The organism is Deltaproteobacteria bacterium RIFCSPHIGHO2_02_FULL_44_16, from assembly GCA_001798185.1.
Classification (GTDB): domain Bacteria; phylum UBA10199; class UBA10199; order 2-02-FULL-44-16; family 2-02-FULL-44-16; genus 2-02-FULL-44-16.
This window is the reverse complement of sequence record MGRM01000027.1, coordinates 58,141-82,276: the sequence shown is the minus strand read 5'-3', so window position 1 is coordinate 82,276 and position 24,136 is coordinate 58,141. Positions and strand designations below refer to the sequence as shown.

The following is a 24,136-nucleotide window of genomic DNA, read 5'->3' as shown; positions in this document are numbered from 1 at the left end:
TTATCAGCTTTTCTGGATCCCCGCTTTCGCGAGGATGACATACGAAAAGTTAATTACCATATCAGTTTTGAAATAGTTTAATGTTTCTTACGACGAGCGCGTTCGAGTTGGTCTTGGGCTTGCAATTCAATCAGCGGAATAAGCGCTGCATAAATACGCTGCGGCAGATTTCCTCCGATATTTTCTCCTGTGGAACGATCGCGAAGTTTTGCGGAATCAAATTTTCCAAGGGTTCCATTCCCTTCGTGATCTTCAATCGCAATGTCATATTCAACACCGCGCCAACGCAAAATTCCTTCAACTCGCAATGATCTCATGGCATGTGGATTTTTGCGAACAACAGCGCCCACACGAATGGAGATATAACTATTCGTGGACTCTAACACTAAGTCACGGGCTTCATGGTCAGCAAGACCAAGACGATCAGCAAGTCGAATGGCAAAAGAGAGCATACTTCTTCTTTAAAATAGCAAGAAATATGCCAAAGGAATATGATTTAACTCTATGAAAAATAATACGATTTCACTTCAACCGAATGACAACGAGTCACTTTTAACCAAAAGCTGTCAGAAAACGCTCACCCTGAGTTCATCCCGAGCTTGTCGAGGGACGAAGGGTGACTCAATGCTTCGACAAGCATGTCCTGAGTATGCCGTTCTCCTTCGACGAGCTCAGGATGAACGGCGTTATCGAAGGGCTCAGCATGAACGGAATCAAAGCTGGAGTTTTCCTACCTGCTCACGAATCGAACTCGCCGAACGTTTGAGCATCGCAAGCTCATCACCCGTGAGTTGCAGCTCAATCACCTCTTTAACACCCGTGTGATCAAGAATAGCAGGAACACCGCAGTAAAGATTTTTGATGCCATATTGACCTGCAAGATAGACACAGCAAGGAAGGATTCTTCGCTCATCGCGCAATATACTTTGCACCATTTCAAGCACTGCCGCAGAAGTAGCATAGTACGCACTTCCTGTTTTTAAAAGTTGCACAATTTCTGCTCCACCATTTGTGGTGCGTTCGTTGATCGCGTGAATCCGTTCTGGAGAAATAAGTTCTGTAATCGGAATTCCTGCAACTGTTGAATAACGTGGAAGCGGAACCATGGTATCGCCATGACCGCCAAGCACCATGGCCTGAACATCTTTCACAGAAACATCGAGTTCCATCGCAATGAACGTGCGATATCGCGCAGAGTCGAGCACGCCTGCCATGCCAAGCACGCGATGCGTTGGTAACTGAGATTTTTTCCAGGTCAAATAGGTCATGACATCGAGAGGATTACTCACCACAAGAAAAATCGCATGAGGAGAATATCGAATTGTTTGTTCCACCACTCCTGAAACAATTTCTGCATTTTTTAAAAGTAAATCATCGCGTGTCATACCGGGCTTACGCGCAAGTCCTGCAGTAATCACCACAATGTCACTCTCTTTCGTATCCGCATAATCGTTTGTTCCAATGACCGTAGAATCAAATCCCATCAGTGGTGCTGACTGAGCCATATCAAGCGCTTTGCCCTGCGGCATTCCTTCGAGGATATCGACAAGCACGACATCAGCAAGTTTCGCTTCCGCGATACGCTGTGCTGTTGTCGATCCGACAAAACCACCACCAACGACTGTCACTTTTTTCCGTGCCATTATTCTTCTCCTTTTGTGTGCTCTTTATAAAACAGAGTGCATAAATGCGAACAATTCTCTCGAACATGATTTTAAAAATAGTAAAAAACCCTTTAAGAGTGTTGACGCATATCTCTAAAAACTTTAGATCATCTTTTGCTGCGCCCCACATTGACGATGTCTTCTTTTGACGGAAACGTTCTTCCAAAAATAGCAACGCTTGGCAAGCTTATTGGCTCGGGCCGACAAATGCGCGAAGTCTTTGAGCTCATTGAGAGATCAGCAGCTTCAAAAGCTTCCGTGCTCATTAGCGGCGAAAGTGGAACGGGGAAAGAACTGGTGGCAACCTCCATCCACGAACTTGGTCTTCGCGCACAAAAACCCTTGATCGCTCTTAACTGCGGCGCTTTTCCTTCAAGTATGATTGAAGCGCTTCTCTTCGGACATGAGCGAGGCGCATTTACCGGAGCTCTTGAAAGTCGTGCCGGATTTTTTGAACAAGCACATGGTGGAACACTTTTCCTCGATGAAATCGGAGAGCTTCCCCTTGAACTTCAAACGCGTCTCTTACGCACGCTTGAAACCGGAAAGATTCGACGCATTGGAGGACAACACGAAATCACCATCGACATCCGTCTTCTTTCCGCAACACATCGCGATCTCTTTCAGATGATTGATGAAGGAACTTTTCGAGCTGATCTTTTTTATCGCATTTTTGTGGTTCCGATTTACCTTCCTCCACTGCGTAATCGCAAAGAAGATATAGAAGTTCTGTCAAAGATACTTCTTCTGGAGCTCACGAAACATACGATCCGTACTCCAACTTTACTTCCCTGCGCTCTTGAAAAACTTGAAGCATATGAGTGGCCAGGAAATGTACGTGAGTTGAAAAATACACTTGAGCGATCGGTATTGCTGCATCCCCGAAACGAACTTCGCGCTGAACATATCAAGATCATTTCTGCACCGCGGCCAAAAAAATATAAGAGTCTCCTTTTGCAACTTGAACGAGCGACGCTTGCGGCGTCGGTGCAAAAACATGAAGGGAATCGTTCTCAAATGGCCAAAGAACTCGGGATTCCTCGATCCACCCTTGCGACAAAAATGAAGAAACATGCTCTCTTCAAATAAAAACAATCAAGCGTCAAAAAAAGCAAACATGGAGGTGAAAAGATACAAGAACAGAACTCTCAAACCTGTTGATATGTGTGTTAACTTCTCAATTTTAAATACCAAAAAAAATTAATTCTTTCTGGCATCTTTCTTGCTTCACTTCCAGTATCGCACGGGGATAAACCTTACATGAGGGGGAGATTATGAAACTTGGAAAAATTTTTTATGGAATGAGTCTTGTGACGCTTGTCTTCTTCCAAGGAGCATGCGGAGGAAGCAGCGGTACGAGCGCGACTTCTACAACGACAACAACAACAAAAGTAACATCAACTGGAGCTGTTCCCGAATTCGATATCTCAGAGCTCAGCGCTTCAGAGGGTTCTGCAAGCGCCTCGATTTCAAAGGGCCTCGCGGGAGATGTAAGAGAGCAAGCTGATTTTAAAGCTCTCTTTTCGCGGCTTGGTTGCGAAGTAAATATGAATCTGGAAGAGATAGGTCGTCAAGGAGATCAATTGAACAGTATGCTCTGCCATATGCGAAAAGCAGAGAAAGCGGGCTTTAAAATTGGGACTGATACTTTCGTTTATAATGTCATCGAAATTCCAGCGCCCCCTGCTGATATGAAAGAGAAACTCGATGAGGATCGTAAAAATGAGCGCGAATTTCACAATGCTGGTGAAGAAGAATTCGATGATAAGGCAAAAGAGGATTTTCGCCCTGACGGTCAGACCATGATTGTTCGTGCTGGCACCTTTAATGGAAATGAATTGCGCATTGATGGCGCAGTCCAGATTTCGGGCAGTGAGTCGAAGAGACTTTTCGAAGCAACGATTACAACTGATGAAGCAGCAAAAAAAGTGACCGCTATGCTTATTAATAGCTTCCCTCACGGAGGAAAAAATGAGGGATCAAGGATCGATATTACAGGCACGAACGTCACGATTAGCGATGGCGTTATGACACAAGCTTCGGATGCTGTCGTGGATATCATTGGTCAAATTTCAGGACTGTTTGGAGATATCCGATTTGAATATTCACATGATAAAGCCAATGCAGCAGATAAAATTCGTTTTTATCATAAAGGGATTTTTAATGATTTCCAATCAGGTGTCGCAAATAACTTCACCACTTCCGTACGTGCGGTTCAAAATGAAACCTGCGGTTGCGGTGAAGGAAACTTTAGCGGACAAGTTCCGGCTATGCCAGCAAGTGATTTGATCGAAAATTGTCCAACAGAACATCGCGGTGAAGTGCTCCAAAATATCGGTCAATCAGAAGGACTTTCGTTAACGCAATCAAGCAAGTTGTGTCCAGGACAACAGGGATTAAGTCTCGCAAGTGGCGATACTTGTAGCATCAGTCACACCTTTGGCGAATGTTATAGCATTGGTATTGAAGATGTGACGATTGATCTCGGGAAAAAATTAAAAAATCGTAAGTATAGTGTCGTTCCAAGTTCTCAATGTGCAAACCCAAAAACTGCGAGTGATGCGTGGACAAGTTTATCTTCGCCCACTATTGATACGACATTTACTCGAGAATGGGATGGGACTCTTCCCGCTGGTGATACCGGAAATGCAGTTGATATGAGCGCTCTCGCTGAAAGTGACATGAAAGAATGTATGGCATATGAAGAACGCTACCGAAATCGTCGCGGCGCTGGAGGTGAAGCCTGTTTCCACCAAGAGCATCGTAAGGTCGTTGAAAATGATATGAAGGATGATGGCTTTCAACTTGATGAGAAAGGGAGTGATCCAAATTTTGTCGGTCACCAAGAAGAAGTCCGTTCTGAACAACAAGGAAGTTACACCCTCGAACGTTGTTGGAGTGATACAAGCTGTACGAGCCTGACTTCCCCCACAATGGTGTCACAAGAAGCATGTAAAACAAGTGGTGGTCAAGGCTGGGGACCAAATAGTGGTCGCTGTTCAACATTTTAAAGAATTTTATTCTTTATAAAAAAGGGTGAGCATATGCTCACCCTTTTTATTTTTGAGAATCAAAATTATGTTGGAGAGGGAAGTCCTGACTCCAATGCGTCCGCTTCACGCGAAAGCTCCGTTGCCTTCGAAAATATCTCTTCGATTTTTGCTCGAAACTCAGATTCAATCTCTGCTAATTGAACTTCACCTTCTTCTTTTGTATTTTCTCTTTGCCGCAGTGCGGATTCCAAATCGGCAAAAAGTTCTTTCACTTGCACCTCAAGTTGTTGAAGACGTTGGCGCCCTTGAATGACTTCATTCCATGATCGCATCAGCTCACCAAAATCGACGGGACGATCAACTCCTAAGTTCAGCTCTCTCGCTGCTTCAAAGCCTTGCGCATAGATTCTTCCCCCTAACTCCCCTAACTTCGACGCTGCAAGTCGGCTAAAGGCCTTTCCAATACTTGAAAGAACTTCATCCATGACCTTTTGCATGCGAGTGCGCGCCTCTGCTTTTCCGGCAAATTCTTGAAAATCGATGGCGAGTTGATGAAGAAAATAACGAATGCGATAAAGTTCAAAATTCTCGCTGAGCATGGTTTGCGCGAGATTACGAGATTGAAGTCCTGTCTCAACTTTGTTGCGTTGACCATCAATCTGGATATCAGCTTTTTCAAGCGCCAAATCATTTTGCTGAGCACGATGCGTATATGCTTCATCAGCCCGCTCTTGCGTCACGCCCGCAAGATTCTCACTCTCTGCGGCGCGAGTTCGAGTAGCCTCAATACGATCTGCAACTGCCCCACTTCCACGCATAGAACTCTCCCTTGTTCATCTCTATTATCGTTCTGAGAGGGGGCAAAAGTTGCGGCAGAAAATAATAAAATTACTCAATAATTTCAAATAGTTATAATCTTCAAAAATTCTTTCTCCGAGATAATTTTGACTTTTCCACCTTTTTTTACAAGTTGCTCTGCTTTGGTAAGCTTTGATCCAGCGCCACCTTCATCTCCGACAACTAAATAATCGAGATATTTGGTTACTGATTGTGCCATGACTCCACCGGACGCTTCGACGCGATCTTCCGCCTCTTTACGCTGCATCGATGCAAGCGTTCCGGTAAAAAGAAAACTTTTTCCCGAAAGCGGACCTTTTTTTGTGGATGGTTGATGCGTAAGACGAACATGCTTGAGTAAGCGCTCAATTGTTTTTCTTTTTTTCTTCAAGCCTCTCACAATTTCATGCGCCATCACCGGTCCAATGCCATGAAGTGTTGCCAGTTCTTCCTCTGTAGCAGAGCGAATTTTTTCTCCATCACCATACTCAACGAGAAGTTTTGCAGCCTGTCTCCCCACTTCTCGAATGCCTAAACTCTGCAAAAAAGTTTCAAGAGAAAGCTTTCGCTTTTCCTGAATATGGCGAAGCAGCTTTGTTGCTAACGTCTCTCCCATGCGCTTAAGCTGAAGCAGTTCATCGAACGTCAACTCATAAAACTCAGAAATATCTGTCACGAGGCCTTGTTCATACAGTTGCTCTAAAAGTTTTTCACCAAAACCATCGATCTCAAGCGCTTTCACAAAATGAGCGAATTCGCCGACTTTACTCTTCACACATCTTTTTGGATTGGTGCAGTAAAGAAAATCATCGACTCTTTTTGTCGGAGAACCACATGATGGGCACACCTTCGGCGTTTCTATTTTTTCATTGCCCTGTTCAATAACCGATTCAAGATGCGGAATAACGCCGCCACGACGCATCATCAACACAGTTGCCCCTTTCGTGACGCCAAACTTTTCCATCCTTCCCACATTATGAAGTGATGTTCGCTTCACGATCGCCCCGGAAAGCTTCACCGGTTCAACAATTCCGACCGGCGTAATCGCACCCGTTCTCGACACACTCCACTCCACATCGAGAAGAAGTGTCGTATCCGCGTCTCCTTGAAATTTATAGGCAAGCGCATAACGAGGATGATGCGCTGTGTTGCCGAGCCTCTTTTGCTCTGAGAGAAGATTGACTTTAAACACAACACCATCGGTTTCAAAATCAAGCGCTGCGCGCTTTTTCAAGATGTGAGCAAAATAGAATCCCATCTCATCTCTCTTCAGAAGTTTCCATTCCAGCGCCGGAATTTTTTGTTGCTGAAGCGTTTCACGCTTTTCAACTTCTGACATCGCCTGAGTCCCCAGAAGATCAAACGCGAAAAAGGAAAGAGAATATGCGCCCGTTTTCTTCGGATCTTTTTGCTTGATCGCTCCCGCTGCGAGATTGCGAGGATTGGCAAAGGTTTCACGATACTTGAGAAAAATCGAAAGAGGCATGTACACTTCTCCCCTTACTTCAACATTCTGAATCTTCAGTTGTTTCGGAATAGAATCAACAGCGTGGACATTGGCCGTAATATCTTCGCCTTCAATGCCACTCCCGCGTGTTGCGGCGCGTGAAAGTTTTCCGCTCTGATCATAATGAAGGGAAACCGCGCATCCATCAATTTTCGGCATTCCCAAAACATCTCCTTCAAACTTTGATGCCCACGAGAGAAGCGAAGCTTCATCGTAACATTTATCCAGCGACAACATCGGCGCTGCGTGCTTTACTTTTTTTCCTTCTTCACGCACATCAGAAATAAGTTCTGTGAGCACAAATGAATCTGGTTTTTTCTTTCGAAGTATTTCGACTAATTGATCAAACAGTTCATCCGAAATTTCTGGAGCATGCTGGAGAAAATAAAGTTCGTTATGTCGGCGCACTTCGGCTTCGAGTGCTTCCACCGACATTTTTTGAAAATCAGATTTTTTCATCGTATTCTATAATTCTAGCCGCTCATGCTGAGCTTGTCGAAGCATGTCTCACCCTTCGACAGGCTCAGGGTGAGCGAAAATATCGAGCTTTGAAAACAAACCCTACAAATCACTTCCAAAACCATTGAACGCGTTAGAGTGAACGAGCCGAACATTGCCATCAGCCTGACCGTGACGAATCAAAACAAGTTCTCACATTTCACTTTCCTTTCTTTTTTTTCTATATAAATATCAAATGATTAAACGCTCTCAGCTCTTCTTTTCTTTAACGTTTGTCGTTTTCGATTAAAGGAGTCAAGCATGGGTCTTTCTTCTTCTTTTCTTCCCAATGGCATGCATGTGCTGCTGGAAGAAAATCATACTGCTCCCGTTATTTCTTTGAACGTCTTGTTCAAAGTGGGAAGCGCTTTTGAAACAGACAGCGAAGCTGGGATCGCTCATGTCATTGAACATATGCTCTTTAAAGGAACTCCTACCAGAGCTGTGGGAACAATCGCACACGATGTCGAAGCTTGCGGTGGCGATATTAATGCCTACACCTCTTTTGATCAAACAGTTTATTACATTAATATGGCGTCGCGCTTTGCAGATCAAGCTCTCGAAATTCTTGCTGATGCGGTACAGCATCCTCTTTTTGATGCTGAAGAACTCGCGCGCGAGCAAGAAGTGATCCTGGAAGAAATTCGCCGAGAACACGATAGCCCTCATCAAATGGTGGGAGAATATCTTTTTCGAACCGCATATTCGACACATCCTTACGGCCGTCCGATTATCGGTTTTCCGGAAACGGTAAAATCTTTTACCTCGAAGGATCTCAAAAGTTTTTATACTCGTTGGTATACCCCTGCAAATACTGTGCTTATCGTTGTTGGCGACTTTCAAACAAAACAAATGCTGAAAAAAATCGAACGCGTTTTCTCAGGTTTTCAAGGCCCACCTCCTCCGCATAACTTTACCATCAACCAAGAACCTCCTCAGACACATCTCAAAATCGCTCTTAAATCGATGAATATTCAGAGCACTCATTTTGCTCTTGCCTTTCACATTCCTCACATCTGTCACGATGATATTCCTGCGCTCGATATTTTAAGTTACATTCTGGGAGGAACGGAAAGCGCTCGCTTAGAACAAAAAATAAAAGAAAAGCGACATCTCGTTCATCACATTTCCGCTCATGCCTATACTCCTCGTGATCCTGGACTTTTTATCATTGGTGGTCTGATGCAAGATGCCAATGTGAAAAAAGCTTTTGAGGCGATCACTCAGGAACTCAAGCTCATCATGGACGAACCCATCAGCATGTCAGAAATATCGCGTGCGAAAATCAATATCCGCGCCAATGAATTTTACGAACGCGAAACCGTCGGAGGAGAAGCAGGGAAACTTGCCTATTTTCTCGCAACAGCAGGGACCTCTCAATTTGAAGAACGTTACTATCACATGTTGACAACCGTGACACCACAAGATGTGCAACGTGTCGCACAAACATATCTTGCGATGCAGAAAGCAACTTCTATTCTTCTCACTCCTCAAAAATCAAAGTGGAAAGGAAAAGGAGAAGAATTAAAAAATATATTGCAGCAAAAACCGAAAATCTCGTCTTCAAAAAGAAGCCAAAAAAAGGATCCAACAACGTTGACACATCTCTCCAATGGCGTGACGCTTATCATCCATGAAAACCATACGCTTCCTCTTGTTTCGATCACCGCTGCAGCCCCTGGAGGTCTTCGTTTTGAGACAAAACAGAATAACGGGATAAACGCTCTCATTTCACAACTCGTCACGAAAGGGACAACAAGCCGAACAGCGCTCAACATTGCTCATGACATTGAAAAAATCGCAGGGGAAATAAATGGGTTTAGTGGACGTCATGCTTTAGGACTTCGATCAGAATTTTTAAGTGAACATCTTCGAGATGGCATTTCCATTTTTACGGACGTCCTTATTTCGCCTGCATTTGCGGCCGATGAAGTTGCAAAAGAAAAAAGATTGCAACTTCAAGCTATACGTCAGCAAGAAGATGCGCTTGCCAAACTTGTTTTTATGGATTTTTTAAAGACTCTTTTTCCAACACATCCTTATGGACTCAAAAGTCTTGGAAGCAAGAGCTCTGTTTCAAAACTCGCTTCCTCACCATTGCTCAAATTTTGGAAAAGCAGAATGCGCGCACAAGAGACCGTGATTGCGGTCGTAGGAGATGTCTCACCTCAAGAAATCAAAGATCTTCTCGCAGAATATATTTTTAAACTTTCCCCTGGAAAGGGCGCAGCCCCTCATCTTCATGATGATCCGGCACCACGCATCATTCAGAAAACTGAAATTAAAAAGAGAGAAAAAAAACAGGCTCACATGGTTCTTGGATTTCAAGGACCACGCCTCAAAGAGAACGATACCTACGCTATGATTGTGCTCAATAACATTCTTTCGGGCCAAGGAGGTCGTCTCTTTTTGAAGCTGCGCGATCAAATGAGTCTTGCGTATTCTGTCACTTCCCTTTTTCAACCAGGAATCGATCCGGGACATTTTGCAGTCTATATTGGAACAGACCCCGCGAAACTGACAACGGCCATTGATGCGATTTTGCTCGAACTCGACTCTCTCTTACGCGAGCCAGTCAAAAAAATAGAACTCCACCGCTCACAACAATATCTTGTGGGGACCCACGAACTTGAACAACAACGAAACAGTACTGTCTCAATGAATTTTGCCCTCAATCACATTTGCAAACTCGGGATTGATGAAGCGAGGATATTTCCTCAGAAAATTCTCAAAGTGACCGTGGAAGATATTCAGCGAGTTGCAAAAAAATACATCAAACTCGATGCCTATACCCTTGCTATAGTTCGACCTGCTTAAAATCCGCTTTATGTCATTGCGAGGAGCCCCACGAAGTTGAGGCGACGAAGCAATCTCCAGCAGATATAATAAATTAACTTTTCATGAGTACGATGTCATTCCTGCGAAAGCAGGAATCCAGTTGTTTATCAGACTTTCTGGATCCCCGCCTGCGCGAGGATGACAATATCCCAGTTGAAAGTTAAACGACTATAGTATTTTCGGGAGATCGCCGCGCCCTTTGGGCTCGCGATGACAACTCTAGTTTTTATTATTTTTCTCGGGAGGCGGGGTCTCTTCAAGAGCCTCTTTCACGAGTTTCTCCATCGCTTTTTGTTCTGCCTCGGTCACTTCGCCTTCGATCTCTGATCCGACCGCTTTAATCGCCTCGCCCACCAACACCCGAATATCCTTCACATTCTCTTTCATTCCATCGCGCGAAAGAAAACTGCGGACATGCTCTGGAATGGTCTTTCCTCCAATTTCATGACCGAGAATCGTGAGCGCCGCAAGAATAAGAAGACCAGAAAAGAAAATGAATTTAAAAAGACGCCACATAGAAAATTTCTTATTCCAGACCATTGCACATTGCAATCCTCTTCTGGTATAAAGACTTTATGCGTGAAAGAGCACAGATTCTTTTGGCGATGAACAATCAACAGCAGATTGCTCTCTTACAGGAGATTTTGGCTCATACCCTTCACGAACTCACTGTTTTGACTGATGGTGAAGAAGCTTTTGCGCATCTTCAGCAAAAAAAAACCGATCTTCTCTTTCTCGATTTAAAACTTCCTTCTCTTTCTGGCTATGAAATTTGTCGACGCGTGAAACAGAGTTCGGTTACTCGTTTTCTTCCTGTCGTCATTACTTCTTCCCTTGAAAATGCGGAAGAGCGCATAAAAGCCATTGAATTAGGGGCGGACGATTTCCTTCGTTTTCCGCTACAAGCAAAAGAACTTTTAGCGCGCGTCAAATCACTTCTTCATTCAAAATTTCTTCACAATGATCTCGATACGAGTGAAAGTGTTCTTTTTTCGCTCGTAGCAGCGCTTGAAGCGAAAGATAGTTTTACACATGGTCATTCCGAACGTGTTGCCACACTTTCAGTGGAACTCGGAGCGCTTCTTGGACTCGCGGAGCGAGAGTTGAGTTACCTTCATCGCGGAGGTCTTTTGCACGATATTGGCAAAATCGGGATTAAAGAAGCCATTCTCCTCAAAGCTGAAGGGCTCACCGACGACGAGTTTGATCACATCAAAACCCATCCCACAAAAGGATATGATATCTGTTCACGCCTTAAAAGTTTGGAACCCTCACTTGCGGTGATTCGATCTCATCATGAGCGTATCGATGGGAAAGGTTATCCTGATAAGCTCACTGCAGACGAGATCCCCTTTATGGCAAAAATTGCGGCCGTGGCAGATTCCTTTGATGCGATGACCCACAATCGTCCCTATCGTCATGCGATGAGCGCCCAAAAAGCTCTCTCCATTTTTGCTCGCGAAAAAGAAAATGGACAATGGGAACCACAAATTGTCGACGCTCTCCTTTCCATTAAGGGATGAAGCTCTCACGCATTTTTGTCACGGGAGCTGGAGGTTTTATTGGATCTCACATCATCCGTTCTCTTCTCAATTCAAACCACGAAGTACTCGCTCTTCTCGCTCCTGACGAAATCGATTTCAATCTCAAAGGACTTTCGGTGAAAATGATTCGCGGGGATATACGCGATACAACTCTTCTCTTCACATCACTGCAACAGTGTGATGCTGTTATTCATGCAGCAGCGCTTAATACTTTTTGGTACCGTCCCGTCAAAAAATTTTATGAAGTGAATGAACAAGGAACAAAATGTATCTGTGCTGCAGCAAAAGCTGCAAGGATCAAACACTTCGTATTTCTTTCCAGTTGTGATGTCATGGGGCCAGCACCGGACAATAACCCTCGAGATGAAACATCTCCTCTTCCACAATACATCAACGGTCATGCCGAAAGAAGTAAAGCGTTCGCTGAAGCAATCGTTCGTGATCATATTCAACAAGGATTTCCAGCGACGATCATTCGACCCACGGCTGTCCTTGGCCCAAACGATATTCATGGAACCCCTCCAGGACGCCTTATTCGAGCGTTTTTAAAAGGCAAACTCCCCTTCTATTATGATGCGGGGATCAACATGGTCGATGTGCGCGATGTAGCAACCGCGATTGTCGCAGCGCTCCATCAAGAACCAAACGGAAAGATTTATCTTCTTGGAGGGCATAATCTTTTTATATCCGATCTTCTTCAACAACTTGAAAAAAATACGAACATAAAAAAACCACTTCTCAGACTTCCCTATTTTCTCGCTTCGAGTGCGTCAAGAGCAGCGGAAATTCTCGCGCGAGCAACAAAGAGAGCGCCACTTGCAACCCGAACGAGTGTTCGACTGGTAAAACACCATTGGTTTTTTGATTGCATCAAAGCACAAACAGAAATTAAATTGTCACCACGACCATTTGAAGAAACTGTTCGGGAGAGTCTCCTTTGGCATCAACACTATTTACAGAGCTCATAACGACCATTCTTAAACGCCCGTATGTTTTTCTTTTCCTCATCGCGTACCTCTTGCTTGCATGGAGACTCTGGGGATGGCGGCGAACACTACTGTGGCTTGTGACAGGCTATGGGATTGCGTGGCTTTCCGAATATTCCTCGATCCACAATGGATTTCCGTACGGTGAGTATCATTATAGATATGAAAATTTACAGGGAGAATTATTAGTGTTCGGAGTTCCCTTCTTTGATTCTCTGTCATATCCGTTTTTGATTTTCGCGGGATATACCCTTGCTCTTTTTCTTACTACAGCAAGCCTGTCTGCTCGACCCTCGTGCGCGCCTGCTACAAACCTCGCAGGTGCTGACGAGGGCCATCACAGCGGCTTGCTTCACACAGAAAAAGTAAAAGGCTCAAGGAAATGTTTTGAAATAATTTTTTGTTCGTTGGGAGCATTTTTTACCATGCTCTTAGACATCATCATCGACCCCGTGGCAACCATGGGAGAGAAATGGTTTCTGGGACAGATCCATTATTATGTCAATCCTGGAAAATACTTCGGCGTTCCGCTTTCAAATTTCGCAGGCTGGTTTCTCGTCGCGTTTGTCGTAATCCTAACGAATCAGATGATCTGGAGAGCTTTGCCAAGCCTTACCCAGAAAAGAGCGCAGCTCAATTGGCTCTATCCGGCATTCTTTTTCAGCATTGCGCTTTTTAATATCAGCATCGCCTTTTGGATCAGCGCTTGGGAGCTCGCTCTCATAAGTAGCGGCTTCTTAGTTCTTCTTGTTCTTTTCATGCAGGCTTTCTTTTTGAAAAAAAGAACAATTTCAGCAAGTTACAGGCGTGATTCGGTATGAGAGGTTCCATCAAAACTTAAAATCTTATGAACTCCATCAGCGATGGTTTCAACATTGATTGGCCGCTGCCAAATGCGAAAAAGTGCTTTCATCGTTTCTTGAGCATAGTCGACACGCAGATCAATGCCTTCATGCACATGACGAAGCAAAAGTTCAGCGCGATTTTTATAATTGCCATCGACAACTTCCATCATCGGTTTTCCAAAATTGGTCAGTTGAAAAAGAAGTTGTTGTTTGATTTTTTCAAATTCACGACTCGCAATTTCATACTGATCCGCCGTAACATTGAACGCAAACGTAAAAAACTTCTGTTTTGCACAAAACTCCGGAGTAAGAAAAGTATCAATAAAGGTAATGTCATTATGAAGTCGTCTCACTTCAAAAATTTTTTCTCGTCCCAATCCAAGTTTTTTATCCCATTTCCTCTTCTCCACCATATTGGTACATTCTTCATATTCTTTTCCAAACCGTCCTTTATTCCATCTCTCTTCAACATCGCGAAGAAGCTCGATGCCAAGCTTATAAGGATTGAGTTTCCCGGGCTGCATGCAGACAGTGCCCGAGTGATGATCCGCATAATCGATGACTTCGTCATCCGTCAGCAATTTTTCCGTCATCAACTTGCTATGCCAATAACTCGCAAATCCTTCATTCAAAATTTTCGTCTGACCTTGTGGTGCAAAATAATAGGCCTCTTCGCGTATCATCGAAAGAATATCTCTTTGCCAGCGATCAAGAGGTGCATACTCCAGCAAAAACAGCATCACATCGCGCTCCGGATTTTCGGGAATATGATGGACTCGTTGTTGATCTTCCACGATTTGTTTTTGCTGCTCATCTAAAAATGATTGGGGATTTACATATTTTTCAAGATAAGGGCGTACCGCTTTCAGTCGATATGGCTGCGCCACTTCTGGGTTTTTTTCGCTGGTTTCAATTTCGGGAGCTCGACGACGACGTATAGCAGGAGCATGAAAATCGATGAGCGAATCGAGAGAGAGACAACAGTCGATAAATTCCTCAACCGTGTTATAGCCATGACGATCAATCGAACGCATGACGCGCGTCTTATGGTTCGCCATCTCATCCATCATCTTGCGATTGGTGTGAGAAAAATAAACGTTATTCTTGAAAAAATCACAGTGAGCGTAGACATGCCCCATCACTAATTTCTGATCCACGAGAGCGTTTGAATAAAGCAGATAGGCATAACAAGGATCGTTATTGATCACCATTTCATAGATTTTTGAAAGTCCATACGCATAACTTTTGGAGAGTTCTTCATATTCCATTCCAAATCGCCAATGCGGATAACGATTGGGGAAGCCACCAAACGCCGCAATCTCATTTAACTGTTTCCAATCTACAACTTCAAAGATGACATCAAAAAAATCGAGGCCATAATCGCGAGCATGTGCTTCGATTTTTTTTTGCCAGGAAGTCAATTCAGGTCCGAGTTGGGTTTGATATTTTTTCATTTTCCCTTCCCCAGAAAATGTCGGATAGCGTCAATAATCGCATCACGATTCGGAATCTTTGAGGTCATGACAAGAGGATGTTCTTGAAATCTTCCGGTCAAGTCATGAAGAAATTGTCCACTTCCATATTCGCTCTCGACCTGCCCGTAGCAGAAAACATTGGAGATCGGCAAAATCTGTTGTTCCAACAGTTTCAGGCATTCTTCAGTATCATTTCCCGACCAATTATCGCCATCAGAAAAATGGAAAGGATAAATATTCCATTCATGAGGATCATACTGTTCCTGAATCATTTTCAAAAAAAGTTTATAGGCAGAGGAGATAATCGTTCCGCCACTTTCACGTGTATGAAAAAAAGTCTCTTGATCAACTTCGCGAGCAACCGCATCGTGAATAATATACCGAACATCCACACCTTGTTTGTATTGTGAACGAATCCACGTATCGATCCAAAAAGAAGTCAGTCTCACAATTTCTTTTTGTTCATTTCCCATAGAACCAGAAACATCGAGCATATAGATAATGACAGCACGACTCGAGGGACTCTCTTTTTTACTCCACGAACGATAAACTCGATCTTCGCGGATCGGAATCACTTTTGGATTTTTGGGATTATACGTCCCACTCATAATGTGACGTTTCAGCGCTTTTCGATATGTGCGTTTGAAGTGTTTTAAACTTTCAGGACCGGCAGTGGCAATACTGGAATAACGTGTGCGCATCTCTTCAATTTCATGCTGACCTTTTGGTTTGATACGCGGGAGCTCAAGCTCTTCACCCAAAAGTTCCGCCAATTCCTCGAGTGTCACTTCCACTTCGGTGATGTGTTCTCCAGGCGCATTTCCCGCCTTGGAGACGGCTTGGCCATCACCTTCTCCTATTCCTTCTCCTACTTCTCCTTCACCCTGACCCACTCCACCCTTTTGTTTGTCACCATACACAAATCGTGGAATATCGATACGCTGAACTGGAATACTCACCAGATCCTTTCCCTGACGACCAATCAACTCACCGGAAGAAATGAATTTTCGGAGGCCTTTGCGAATGCGGCCACGGAGGATGTGTTTAAATCTTGCAACATGTTGATCAATTTTTTGCGCCAAAGGAACCTCTGAAAAAGGTCCAACTGCTTCGTTACCTTCGTCAGTCCTTCTTGCGGCGTACCTTCGAGTACGCCTCAGTCGGCTTCCTCAGGCTGCCTCGCATCTGGACCTTTTTGAGAAGTTCTCTTGCTATGCCATCGGTTTTCTCTCCTTCACATCCCCTCGAGCAAAAATGGAAGCTACAAAATTCAGCACGTCTGTCGCACAGGTGTTGCAGTAACCGTAATTTTTCACGAGCCGACTTTTGACCACATCGATTTTTTCTTGCGTTTCTTTATCCACCACACTTGAAACAAGACTTGTCAGCTTAATAGAATCTTTTTGATCCTCGAAAAGTTTAAGCTCAAGGGCTTTGTGAAGTCGTTCATTGGTTTTATAATTAAACTTTTTTCCTTCGAGTGAAAGCGCTCCAATATAATTCATAATCTCGCGACGAAAATCATCTTTTCTGCTTTCCGGAATATCGATCTTCTCTTCGATAGACCGCATGAGGCGTTCATCTGGCTCTTCATCCTGACCCGTATACGGATTCCTCACTTTTTCCCGCTGTGTGTAAGCTTTGAGATTATCAATGTAATTTCCGCAGACACGCGAAATTGCATCTTCATCGGCTGAAATAGCTCTCTGTACTTCATTTTTCACAATATCTTCATATTCTTCTTTGACGACAGCGAGGAGTTCACGATATCGCTTTCGCTGTTCTTCATTTTTCAAAAGTGAATGATGCTTCAGTCCACTTTCAAGTTCGTTCATGACCATAAAGGGATTCACACATCCGCCGCCAATATCAGCCACAAGCGCATTCGAAAGTTTGTCCTGAATATAACGCGGTGAAATACCATCAAGCCCTTCACGCATCGCTTCTTTGCGAAGCTCTTTCACATTATCTTCTGTAAATCCGGGAAGCGTTTTTCCACCATAGAGTCGCAACTTTTGCATGAGGGTCAGATTCGCTTTCTTCGGTTCTTCAAGGCGCGTAAGGATAGCCCACATGGCTGCAGTTTCAATGGTGTGTGGCGCAATGTGTTTTCCTCTGACTTTGGTTGCACCATAATCTTTTTCGTAGACTTTCACCTCTTCGTGCAATTTTGTAATATAAGGAATGTCCACTTTGACCGTACGATCGCGAAGTGCTTCCATATATTCATTATTGAGCAGCTTTCGATATTCAGCTTCGTTCGTGTGTCCGAGGATCACTTCATCAATATCGGTTTGCGCAAATTTTTTCGGTTTTACTTTATGCTCTTGAGATGCGCCAAGCAGATCATACAGAAAGGCAACGTCGAGCTTCAGCACTTCGATGAATTCAATGATGCCGCGATTCGCAATATTAAATTCGCCATCAAAGTTAAAGGCGCGCGGATCTGAATCAGAACCATATTCTGCAATCTTGCGATAATTAATATCTCCCGTCAGCTCTGTGGAATCTTGATTCTTTTCGTCTTTCGGTTGAAAGGTTCCAATCCCAATGCGATCTTTTTCCGAAAGAAGAATGCGTCTGACGCGAATGTGATTCATCAAATCGCCAAGGTTTCCATTATAATGACGGCTCAGTTCACGATAGATAAAACGACAACTGGGACAAAGATCTCCTTCGACATAAATCTGTTGCTCATGAGGTAATACTTTATTGAGTTCCGCCAAAACTTTTTCCCGAACATTCAAAGGAATCAGGCGAAGCGGTTCTTCGTGCATCGGGCAGGTAATTTCATCCGCATTGCCAAAAACAGCGTCGAGTCCCTTGGTTCCTCCGCGTACCCACGAAAAAGTATAAAGGGCCCCCTCGGGTGTGCGAGAATAGTGTTCCAAACCTTTTTTAATGAGACGCGCAATCGTTGATTTCGCTCCTCCCACCGGACCATGCAAAAGAATAATACGCTTTTCAGGACCATATCGACGTGCCGCAGCTTGAAAAATATTCACGAGCTTCATCAGCGGAAGATCGAGTCCAAAAAGAGCATCCTTTCCTTTATCAAGTGGATCTTCGAAAAATTTATAATGAACGATTTTCTTTTTATGTTCGGTGTATTCTTCAAACCCTTCACGGATGATCATATCGTAAACGCGTTGAAAGGCAGTGCGAGCAACGGCAGGATTTTTTTCGACGATACGGAGATATTCAGCAAAATTTCCTTCCCAGTTGAGTTCCTGATATCCGTGAACGTCGTGAAGACTTGTGACCATATCCATCAAGTTACGTCGTTCGGATTCAAGTCCCATGAAACCTCCTTAAAATGTTGGTGAAAGACAACGCCATGTTACCATTCATAAATCGCTATTTCAATACTTGGTTCTCATTTTTGCGGAGAGTTGCGCGAATGACGGCACGAAAGAGTTTATTGCGACTTGTGCGGCCTAGAAGGGTTCGAACATCTTCATAAATAGCCGGGTCATTGATCAGAAGTCCGACGGTTCCTTGTCCCGTGCGAACGGTTTCGAGAATTTCCTCTGCTGATTTTGAGGCCTGAGAAAGGGATGCCATCATCTCTCCTCCTTGAGGATCATAGACAAGAGCATGCAAAAGACCTTCTCCCTTTTCAACATGTTCCATCAGCCGACGAAGAGAAGCAATAGAGGCTCGAATATCCCCTTCACTTTTGGAATCGATACTTCCTTGAAACATCGCTTTAATAGAAGACGAAATTTCTTTTACATCTCCCATCACCTCGTTGACTTTATCCGCAACTGCCGAAATCGATCCGCCCTCTTTAGAAGCAAGTAAACTTCCATCTTTCAATTCCGGTTGATCAGGGCTGCCGACCGTCAGAGAAACATATTTATCTCCCAACAACCCTTGCGTACTGACGAGCGCAAAACTATCCGTGCGAATGCGATCGCGAAAATGTCGTTGAATTTTTAAAGCCACACGAACTTGTTTATCGGTGAGATCTTTAGGAAACCAAATATTTTCGACTGTTCCGGCACGCATCCCCGCCAGAAGGACATCGGCTCCCGGTCGAAGTCCTGCAACAGATTCAAATTGAGTATACAGTGTATAGGTACGTTTAAAAATCTTCCCTTCACCACCGATAAAGAAAATCATCAGCATGGCAAGAAGGCCACCTAAGACAATGAAGGTTCCAACTCGAAGTTCTGTCATTCGTTCTCGTGCCATAGCTTCTCCCTTAGGACGTATCTCCTGTTTCCATCTTTCCTTGTAAAAAATTTTGAACTACTGGATTTAAAGACGATCGCGCTTCATCGACGGTTCCGACAAAGGAAAATTTTCTCTGATGAAGCATTGCCATTCGATTTGAAATCGAAAAGGCGAATTCCATATCATGCGTTACGACAACAGAAGTCACTGAAAGTTTTTGCTGAAGTTCGCGAATCAGTTTTGCAATCCTCTGCGTATTGGCAGGGTCAAGTCCTGTCGTCGGCTCATCATAGAGAATGACATCAGGATGTGTCGCAATCGCGCGCGCAAGACCGATACGTTTGCGCATACCTCCTGAGAGATCTGCTGGCATCATATCTTCGATTCCGGGGAGTCCCACCATCTGAAGACACTCCGCCACAATGTTTTCCACTTTGTCATCATCATAATCAAAATGAACTTTCAGCGGATACGCCACATTTTGTCCCACCGTGAGCGAGTCAAAAAGCGCCGCTCCCTGAAAGAGCATCCCCATATGGCTTCGCATCTCAATCAAATCCTTTTCCTTCATATCCGAAACATTTTTCCCTCGAAAAAAAACAGCTCCCTTATCGGGATTTAAAACTCCGAGAAGAAGTTTCAAAAAGACCGATTTTCCGGTTCCACTTCCTCCAATAATCGTCAGCGTCTCTCCCTCTAGGATCTCAATATCGACGTTCACGAGAATCTGTTTTGCACCAAATGCCTTACAAACTTTTTGAAATGAAATGAGAGCCATTCATTCCTTCATTTATAAAGTGATAAAGAGTTTCGTTAAGAAAAAGTCTGACACAAAAATAAACATCGATGCGTGCACGACCGCTCGTGTTGTCGATCGGCCAACCCCTTCAGTCCCGCCGACCGTGCTGAGGCCGTGATAACAAGAGACCATCGAAATAAAAAAGCCGAAGCAGATGGCTTTAAAAACTCCGCTCGAAAAATCTTCCATGATGACCGTGTTTTGAATTTGATCGAGATAAAAGGGAAGTGTGACTCCTGCCTCCGAAATCGCAATGACACTCCCTCCAAAAACACCGATGATATCTGCCATCACGGTTAAAATCGGAGCCGCAATCATCGTCGCCAGAAGTCTGGGCACAACAAGTTTTTGCATCGGATTTGCTCCCATCGCTTCAATGGCAAGCACTTGCTCGGTCACCACCATCGATCCCAACTCAGCGGCAATCCCACTCCCCACGCGAGCGGCGATCATCAGACAGGTCAACACGGGACCGAGTTCTCGCAAGATAGCGATTCCGACAATTTGTCCAATATAGGTTTTGAGTCCAAACCGACCCATGCCCACTGCAAGTTGAAGCGCAAAGACCATCCCCGTGAAAATAGCGGTGAGTCCCACAATCGCAAAAGAACGATTTCCAATAAAAGCTAATTGATGAACAAGCTCGACGACCGAAAGGCGATGTCGAAAAAGAGCACGAAACGTGGCAATCGTAAGATTTGTCATTCCACCGGCAAAGGTAATCAAATCAATCGCTCGCTCTCCAATCGACGCGGCAAAAGCCCGAGGACTGAAGATCGGCGGTGTCATGGGCTGAGCTGACAAAGAACGCTCTATGTCCATCCGTTTTGAAGTCATATCTTGCAAGCAATTTACCAATAACTAACTGTCAGTTATTGGTAAATTTCCTATCGTGTAAAGTGAAACGCTTGATAAAAATGTTCGAAATCTTCTGTCACTTGCTTTTCTGGTTGTGGAGGAGTCACAAGGACAAAATCAAAAAGACATTGGTCTTTTTTGACCACAACAGCAACAACCCCCACTTCGATTCCATCTAATGATCCTCGAAAATGCTTTTGCAATGCTCTTCGCTCATCGAGCTGAAAGGTTTTCGAGCTGATGGTCTGAAGTCCTTGAAGTCCACCCACCATTTTGGCAATCAATTTTTCGTGGGAAACATCATCAAAAGCATCTTTGCAAAAAGCATCGGTAAACATAGTTGATCGATACGCATCATGATAAAAAGCAATAGCCCTCGCATCGGTCTCAATTTCGTACCAGCCACGTGGAAGCTCCCCTACATTATACGAGCGGTGCTCCGGAAGAAAAACGCGTCCTTCACGATAGGATTTCACGCCGTGATAGCTGCTTTTGCCGCCAAAAAGACATCCGCTTTGCCAAACAATAAAAAGTGTCACCAACAATGTTGGCAAAGCTCGCCTCATGAATCCCCCAGTAATTTTTGAATGATATCGTGCTTTTGAACGATTGACAAGAAGTGGTACGGGTGAAATTGAAAGTCCGCAGGAGGCGATTGTCGAGCGGCGTCTTCAGACGCTGGGAACGAAGCCTCAATGCACAGCAGGCTGAAGCGCAGGAAAAAATCCGGCGAGTGAGGATTTTTTCCGTAGTGAGACAGCGCCTCCGAGAGACTTTCAATTTATGAACAAACCTCTTTTTCAACAATTGCAAAACGTCCAACGCAAAATCGAATCATCTGCACGTAAATCTGGCCAAGATCCAACAGTGATCCAACTCATTGCTGTTTCAAAAGGAGTATCAACAGATTTGATTCGAGAAGCCTATGATGCAGGACAACGAGATTTTGGAGAAAACTACGCTCAGGAGATGAAAGAGAAAGCTGCGCTCCTTCATGATCTTGAAATCCGATGGCACTTCATCGGGCATCTTCAACGTAATAAAGTAAAACTTGTTGCGCCGATTACAACAAGCATTGTGATCGATTCCATGAAAACAGCAGTAGCAATAGATCTCTTTCGAAACTCCATGGTTCGGGTGACGCCGGAGCGTGTTCCGGGAGGGTCTCCCGCCAATAGCGGGAGGGCCGGGACACCGCAGGCGGCAGGACCCGTTACCAAAGAATGTTTCGAAAGAGATTCTATTGATCTTTTTCTCGAGATAAATATTGGCGGCGAATCTTCCAAATCCGGAATGACACCGAAAGATGCTGCAGAACTTTTGCATCAGATGCAATCACTGCAACATCTTCGCGTGAAAGGTCTTATATGTATTCCTCCTTATGACCCGAATCCCGAAGCAAGCCGTCCTTACTTTCGTCAGATGCGCGAACTCGCAGAGCAACTTGATCTCAAGGAACTCTCGATGGGCATGAGCCACGACTTCGACATCGCCATCGAAGAAGGGGCCACCATCATCCGCGTCGGCACCGCGATTTTTGGAGAGCGTCGGCAAAATACGTCAGAAAAATAGCAAAACAACTTTCAAGACAAAAACAGTTGCACTTCTGCAAGCACTGCAAGTTGATTCATGTGCTTATCCATACTCCAAAGAAGGGATCCTGAAGTTTTTGCAGCAATAAGAATCATTCGATCAACAAGGCCTGGCATCTTTTGACCTTTTTTCTTGGTAAGGTGCGCAAGCGTCGCAATTTCTTTCCAGATGATAGGAGAGTTCCAATCGGGATCAACATGGATCATCACTTCAAATGCTGCTTTTACCTTTTGAGCTGTAAGATGATCCATTTTCCCTGAAAGAATTTCAGCTTGGATAGGAAGACAGGTAACAACTCGCCTCTCCTCAAGAAGAAGTTCTAATGAAGTGAGATCAATGCGCGGCTTTTTTTGAAAAAATTCAATCCAAAGAGAAGAATCAACAAGAACATTCATCGGCGTCGAGATTGCTTCAAATCACTTCTTGAAAAATGAACTTTTCCACTTCCTTTCAGTTTCAGAAGGCCTTCTAAACGTTTTTTGCGGATAAGCTCCTCAAGCCCTAAAATGACGGCCATCGTTTTCGTTTGAGCCCCACTGACTTCTACTGCCTCTTTCAAGAGCTCTTCAGGTAAGTTCATTGTTGTTTTTGTAGCCATACTTGATATGTATCTTTCTCTAAAAATAGATGTATGTCAAGAGCTGTTTGGAAAACCATTTGCGTCACTGATCAAAATCATTTAAAAGATTGCAATGAAAAATCGATACATCGTCGGTGTGCTTGGCGCTGGAAATATGGGCGAAGCGCTCATAAAGGGACTTCTTCGATCACAACTTGTACGTTCCTATGAAATCATTGCCTCAGCCCGCAGAACGAAACGTCTCAAACTCCTGGAAACAACCTACGGCATTCACACGACACCCGATAATGTCTCCCTTGTCGAAAGCGCTCATACGTTAATCCTCGGAATCAAACCGCAGGACATGAAAGCCGTCGCCGCGGAAATTGCCAAGAAACTCACGGCTGATCATGTCGTGATCTCCATCGCAGCAGGGGTCGATCTCGCAAAGCTCAAAACACTTTTTGGAAACAAAGCAAAACTTGTTCGCGTCATGCCAAATCTTCCAGCGCTCATCGATGCTGGTGTCAGTGCTATTTGTTGCGCAAAGGAGATGCCAGAACGTGATCGACGTTTTGCCCATCAAATTTTTCAAGCTGTCGGCCAGACCATCGACATTCGAAATGAAAAACTTATGGATGTGATTACTGCACTTTCGGGAACTGGTCCCGCTTATTTCTTCGCGATGATGGAAGCGATGCGCGATGCAGCGGAAAAACTGGGACTCGATCCAAAACTCGCACTTCGGATGACAGTCCAAACAGCGCTTGGGGCAGCAGCAATTGCAGCTCAAGACGGCGCTGATCCAGAAAAACTTCGCGAACGGGTGACTTCAAAAAAAGGGACCACGTGGGCAGCAATGAAAGTTTTCGAAAACCGTCAATTTTGGAAGACAATCGAAGAAGCCATGAAGGCAGCAGTGCAACGCTCAAAAGAGCTCAGAAGTACAAAGGAGTAATAC

At 44.3% G+C, this 24,136-nt stretch carries 22 protein-coding genes; 8 read left to right on the top strand and 14 right to left on the bottom strand.

Translation table 11 applies throughout. From position 1 onward, the window contains the following. Positions 1 to 77: 77 nt before the first annotated feature. Both A3C46_03170 and A3C46_03165 read right to left on the bottom strand, forming a co-directional pair. A complete protein-coding gene (locus A3C46_03170; GenBank protein ID OGQ21596.1) occupies positions 78 to 452 on the bottom strand; it encodes a hypothetical protein in 375 nt (124 codons plus the stop codon). A 261-nt stretch (positions 453 to 713) separates the two neighbouring features. Beyond that, the gene (locus A3C46_03165) at positions 714 to 1,643 is read right to left on the bottom strand and encodes a malate dehydrogenase (GenBank protein OGQ21595.1); all 930 of its coding nucleotides are present in this window, start codon (positions 1,641 to 1,643) and stop codon (positions 714 to 716) included. A 156-nt stretch (positions 1,644 to 1,799) separates the two neighbouring features. Here A3C46_03165 and A3C46_03160 point away from each other — a divergent pair, with 156 nt between their 5' ends. Further along, complete coding sequence (locus tag A3C46_03160) at positions 1,800 to 2,753, top strand: hypothetical protein (protein OGQ21594.1); 954 nt, start codon at positions 1,800 to 1,802, stop codon at positions 2,751 to 2,753. Positions 2,754 to 2,938: 185 nt separating this feature from the next. Beyond that, the gene (locus tag A3C46_03155; GenBank protein ID OGQ21593.1) at positions 2,939 to 4,675 is read left to right on the top strand and encodes a hypothetical protein; all 1,737 of its coding nucleotides are present in this window, start codon (positions 2,939 to 2,941) and stop codon (positions 4,673 to 4,675) included. Positions 4,676 to 4,740: 65 nt separating this feature from the next. On the opposite strand, the gene A3C46_03150 is transcribed toward A3C46_03155, so the two are convergent. Continuing rightward, on the bottom strand, positions 4,741 to 5,475 hold the full coding sequence (locus A3C46_03150) for a hypothetical protein (GenBank protein OGQ21592.1): 735 nt from the start codon (positions 5,473 to 5,475) through the stop codon (positions 4,741 to 4,743). Between the two features lie 83 nt (positions 5,476 to 5,558). Continuing rightward, positions 5,559 to 7,460 carry a DNA ligase (NAD(+)) LigA gene (locus A3C46_03145; protein ID OGQ21591.1) on the bottom strand — a complete coding sequence of 634 codons (1,902 nt, stop codon included), beginning with the start codon at positions 7,458 to 7,460 and terminating at the stop codon, positions 5,559 to 5,561. 333 nt (positions 7,461 to 7,793) lie between these two features. Between A3C46_03145 and A3C46_03140 the strand changes: the two genes are divergently transcribed. Beyond that, positions 7,794 to 10,316, top strand: a complete 2,523-nt coding sequence (locus A3C46_03140) for a hypothetical protein (protein ID OGQ21607.1) — start codon at positions 7,794 to 7,796, stop codon at positions 10,314 to 10,316. A 240-nt stretch (positions 10,317 to 10,556) separates the two neighbouring features. Here the strand turns inward: A3C46_03140 and A3C46_03135 are convergent, their stop codons facing one another. Further along, positions 10,557 to 10,853 carry a hypothetical protein gene (locus A3C46_03135; protein ID OGQ21590.1) on the bottom strand — a complete coding sequence of 99 codons (297 nt, stop codon included), beginning with the start codon at positions 10,851 to 10,853 and terminating at the stop codon, positions 10,557 to 10,559. 59 nt (positions 10,854 to 10,912) lie between these two features. Here A3C46_03135 and A3C46_03130 point away from each other — a divergent pair, with 59 nt between their 5' ends. From A3C46_03130 to A3C46_03120, 3 genes are read left to right on the top strand one after another with little or no spacing between them, the layout of a single operon-like run. Beyond that, positions 10,913 to 11,860, top strand: coding sequence for a hypothetical protein (locus A3C46_03130; GenBank protein OGQ21589.1), 948 nt, complete (start codon positions 10,913 to 10,915; stop codon positions 11,858 to 11,860). Then, positions 11,857 to 12,849 carry a hypothetical protein gene (locus A3C46_03125; protein ID OGQ21588.1) on the top strand — a complete coding sequence of 331 codons (993 nt, stop codon included), beginning with the start codon at positions 11,857 to 11,859 and terminating at the stop codon, positions 12,847 to 12,849. The genes A3C46_03130 and A3C46_03125 overlap by 4 nt, the downstream gene beginning before the upstream one ends. Next, the gene (locus A3C46_03120; GenBank protein OGQ21587.1) at positions 12,819 to 13,688 is read left to right on the top strand and encodes a hypothetical protein; all 870 of its coding nucleotides are present in this window, start codon (positions 12,819 to 12,821) and stop codon (positions 13,686 to 13,688) included. Before A3C46_03125 ends, A3C46_03120 begins: the two co-directional genes overlap by 31 nt. Here A3C46_03120 and A3C46_03115 read toward each other — a convergent pair. The 7 genes from A3C46_03115 to A3C46_03085 form a co-directional block, all read right to left on the bottom strand. Beyond that, positions 13,667 to 15,166 (bottom strand): SpoVR family protein, encoded by a 1,500-nt coding sequence (locus A3C46_03115; protein OGQ21586.1) that lies wholly within the window; start codon positions 15,164 to 15,166, stop codon positions 13,667 to 13,669. The two genes, A3C46_03120 and A3C46_03115, sit on opposite strands and share 22 nt — an antisense overlap. Beyond that, positions 15,163 to 16,269, bottom strand: coding sequence for a hypothetical protein (locus A3C46_03110; protein ID OGQ21585.1), 1,107 nt, complete (start codon positions 16,267 to 16,269; stop codon positions 15,163 to 15,165). The genes A3C46_03115 and A3C46_03110 overlap by 4 nt, the downstream gene beginning before the upstream one ends. Before the next feature lie 129 nt (positions 16,270 to 16,398). After that, the gene (locus A3C46_03105; protein ID OGQ21584.1) at positions 16,399 to 18,489 is read right to left on the bottom strand and encodes a serine protein kinase; all 2,091 of its coding nucleotides are present in this window, start codon (positions 18,487 to 18,489) and stop codon (positions 16,399 to 16,401) included. Positions 18,490 to 18,544: 55 nt separating this feature from the next. Beyond that, a complete protein-coding gene (locus A3C46_03100) occupies positions 18,545 to 19,384 on the bottom strand; it encodes a hypothetical protein (protein ID OGQ21583.1) in 840 nt (279 codons plus the stop codon). 10 nt (positions 19,385 to 19,394) lie between these two features. Beyond that, positions 19,395 to 20,144 carry an ABC transporter ATP-binding protein gene (locus A3C46_03095; protein OGQ21582.1) on the bottom strand — a complete coding sequence of 250 codons (750 nt, stop codon included), beginning with the start codon at positions 20,142 to 20,144 and terminating at the stop codon, positions 19,395 to 19,397. A 12-nt stretch (positions 20,145 to 20,156) separates the two neighbouring features. Beyond that, positions 20,157 to 21,002, bottom strand: a complete 846-nt coding sequence (locus A3C46_03090; protein OGQ21581.1) for a hypothetical protein — start codon at positions 21,000 to 21,002, stop codon at positions 20,157 to 20,159. A 50-nt stretch (positions 21,003 to 21,052) separates the two neighbouring features. Continuing rightward, positions 21,053 to 21,565: a hypothetical protein gene (locus A3C46_03085; protein ID OGQ21580.1), complete on the bottom strand. Its 513-nt coding sequence runs from the start codon at positions 21,563 to 21,565 to the stop codon at positions 21,053 to 21,055. A 241-nt stretch (positions 21,566 to 21,806) separates the two neighbouring features. Here A3C46_03085 and A3C46_03080 point away from each other — a divergent pair, with 241 nt between their 5' ends. Beyond that, entirely contained in the window at positions 21,807 to 22,595 is a 789-nt protein-coding gene (locus A3C46_03080) for a hypothetical protein (protein ID OGQ21579.1), read from the top strand. Between the two features lie 11 nt (positions 22,596 to 22,606). Here A3C46_03080 and A3C46_03075 read toward each other — a convergent pair whose 3' ends face one another. Beyond that, positions 22,607 to 23,011, bottom strand: coding sequence for a hypothetical protein (locus A3C46_03075; protein ID OGQ21578.1), 405 nt, complete (start codon positions 23,009 to 23,011; stop codon positions 22,607 to 22,609). Beyond that, positions 23,008 to 23,214, bottom strand: a complete 207-nt coding sequence (locus A3C46_03070; GenBank protein OGQ21577.1) for a hypothetical protein — start codon at positions 23,212 to 23,214, stop codon at positions 23,008 to 23,010. The genes A3C46_03075 and A3C46_03070 overlap by 4 nt, the downstream gene beginning before the upstream one ends. Positions 23,215 to 23,308: 94 nt before the next feature. Here A3C46_03070 and A3C46_03065 point away from each other — a divergent pair, with 94 nt between their 5' ends. After that, the gene (locus A3C46_03065) at positions 23,309 to 24,133 is read left to right on the top strand and encodes a pyrroline-5-carboxylate reductase (protein ID OGQ21576.1); all 825 of its coding nucleotides are present in this window, start codon (positions 23,309 to 23,311) and stop codon (positions 24,131 to 24,133) included. Positions 24,134 to 24,136: the final 3 nt, after the last annotated feature.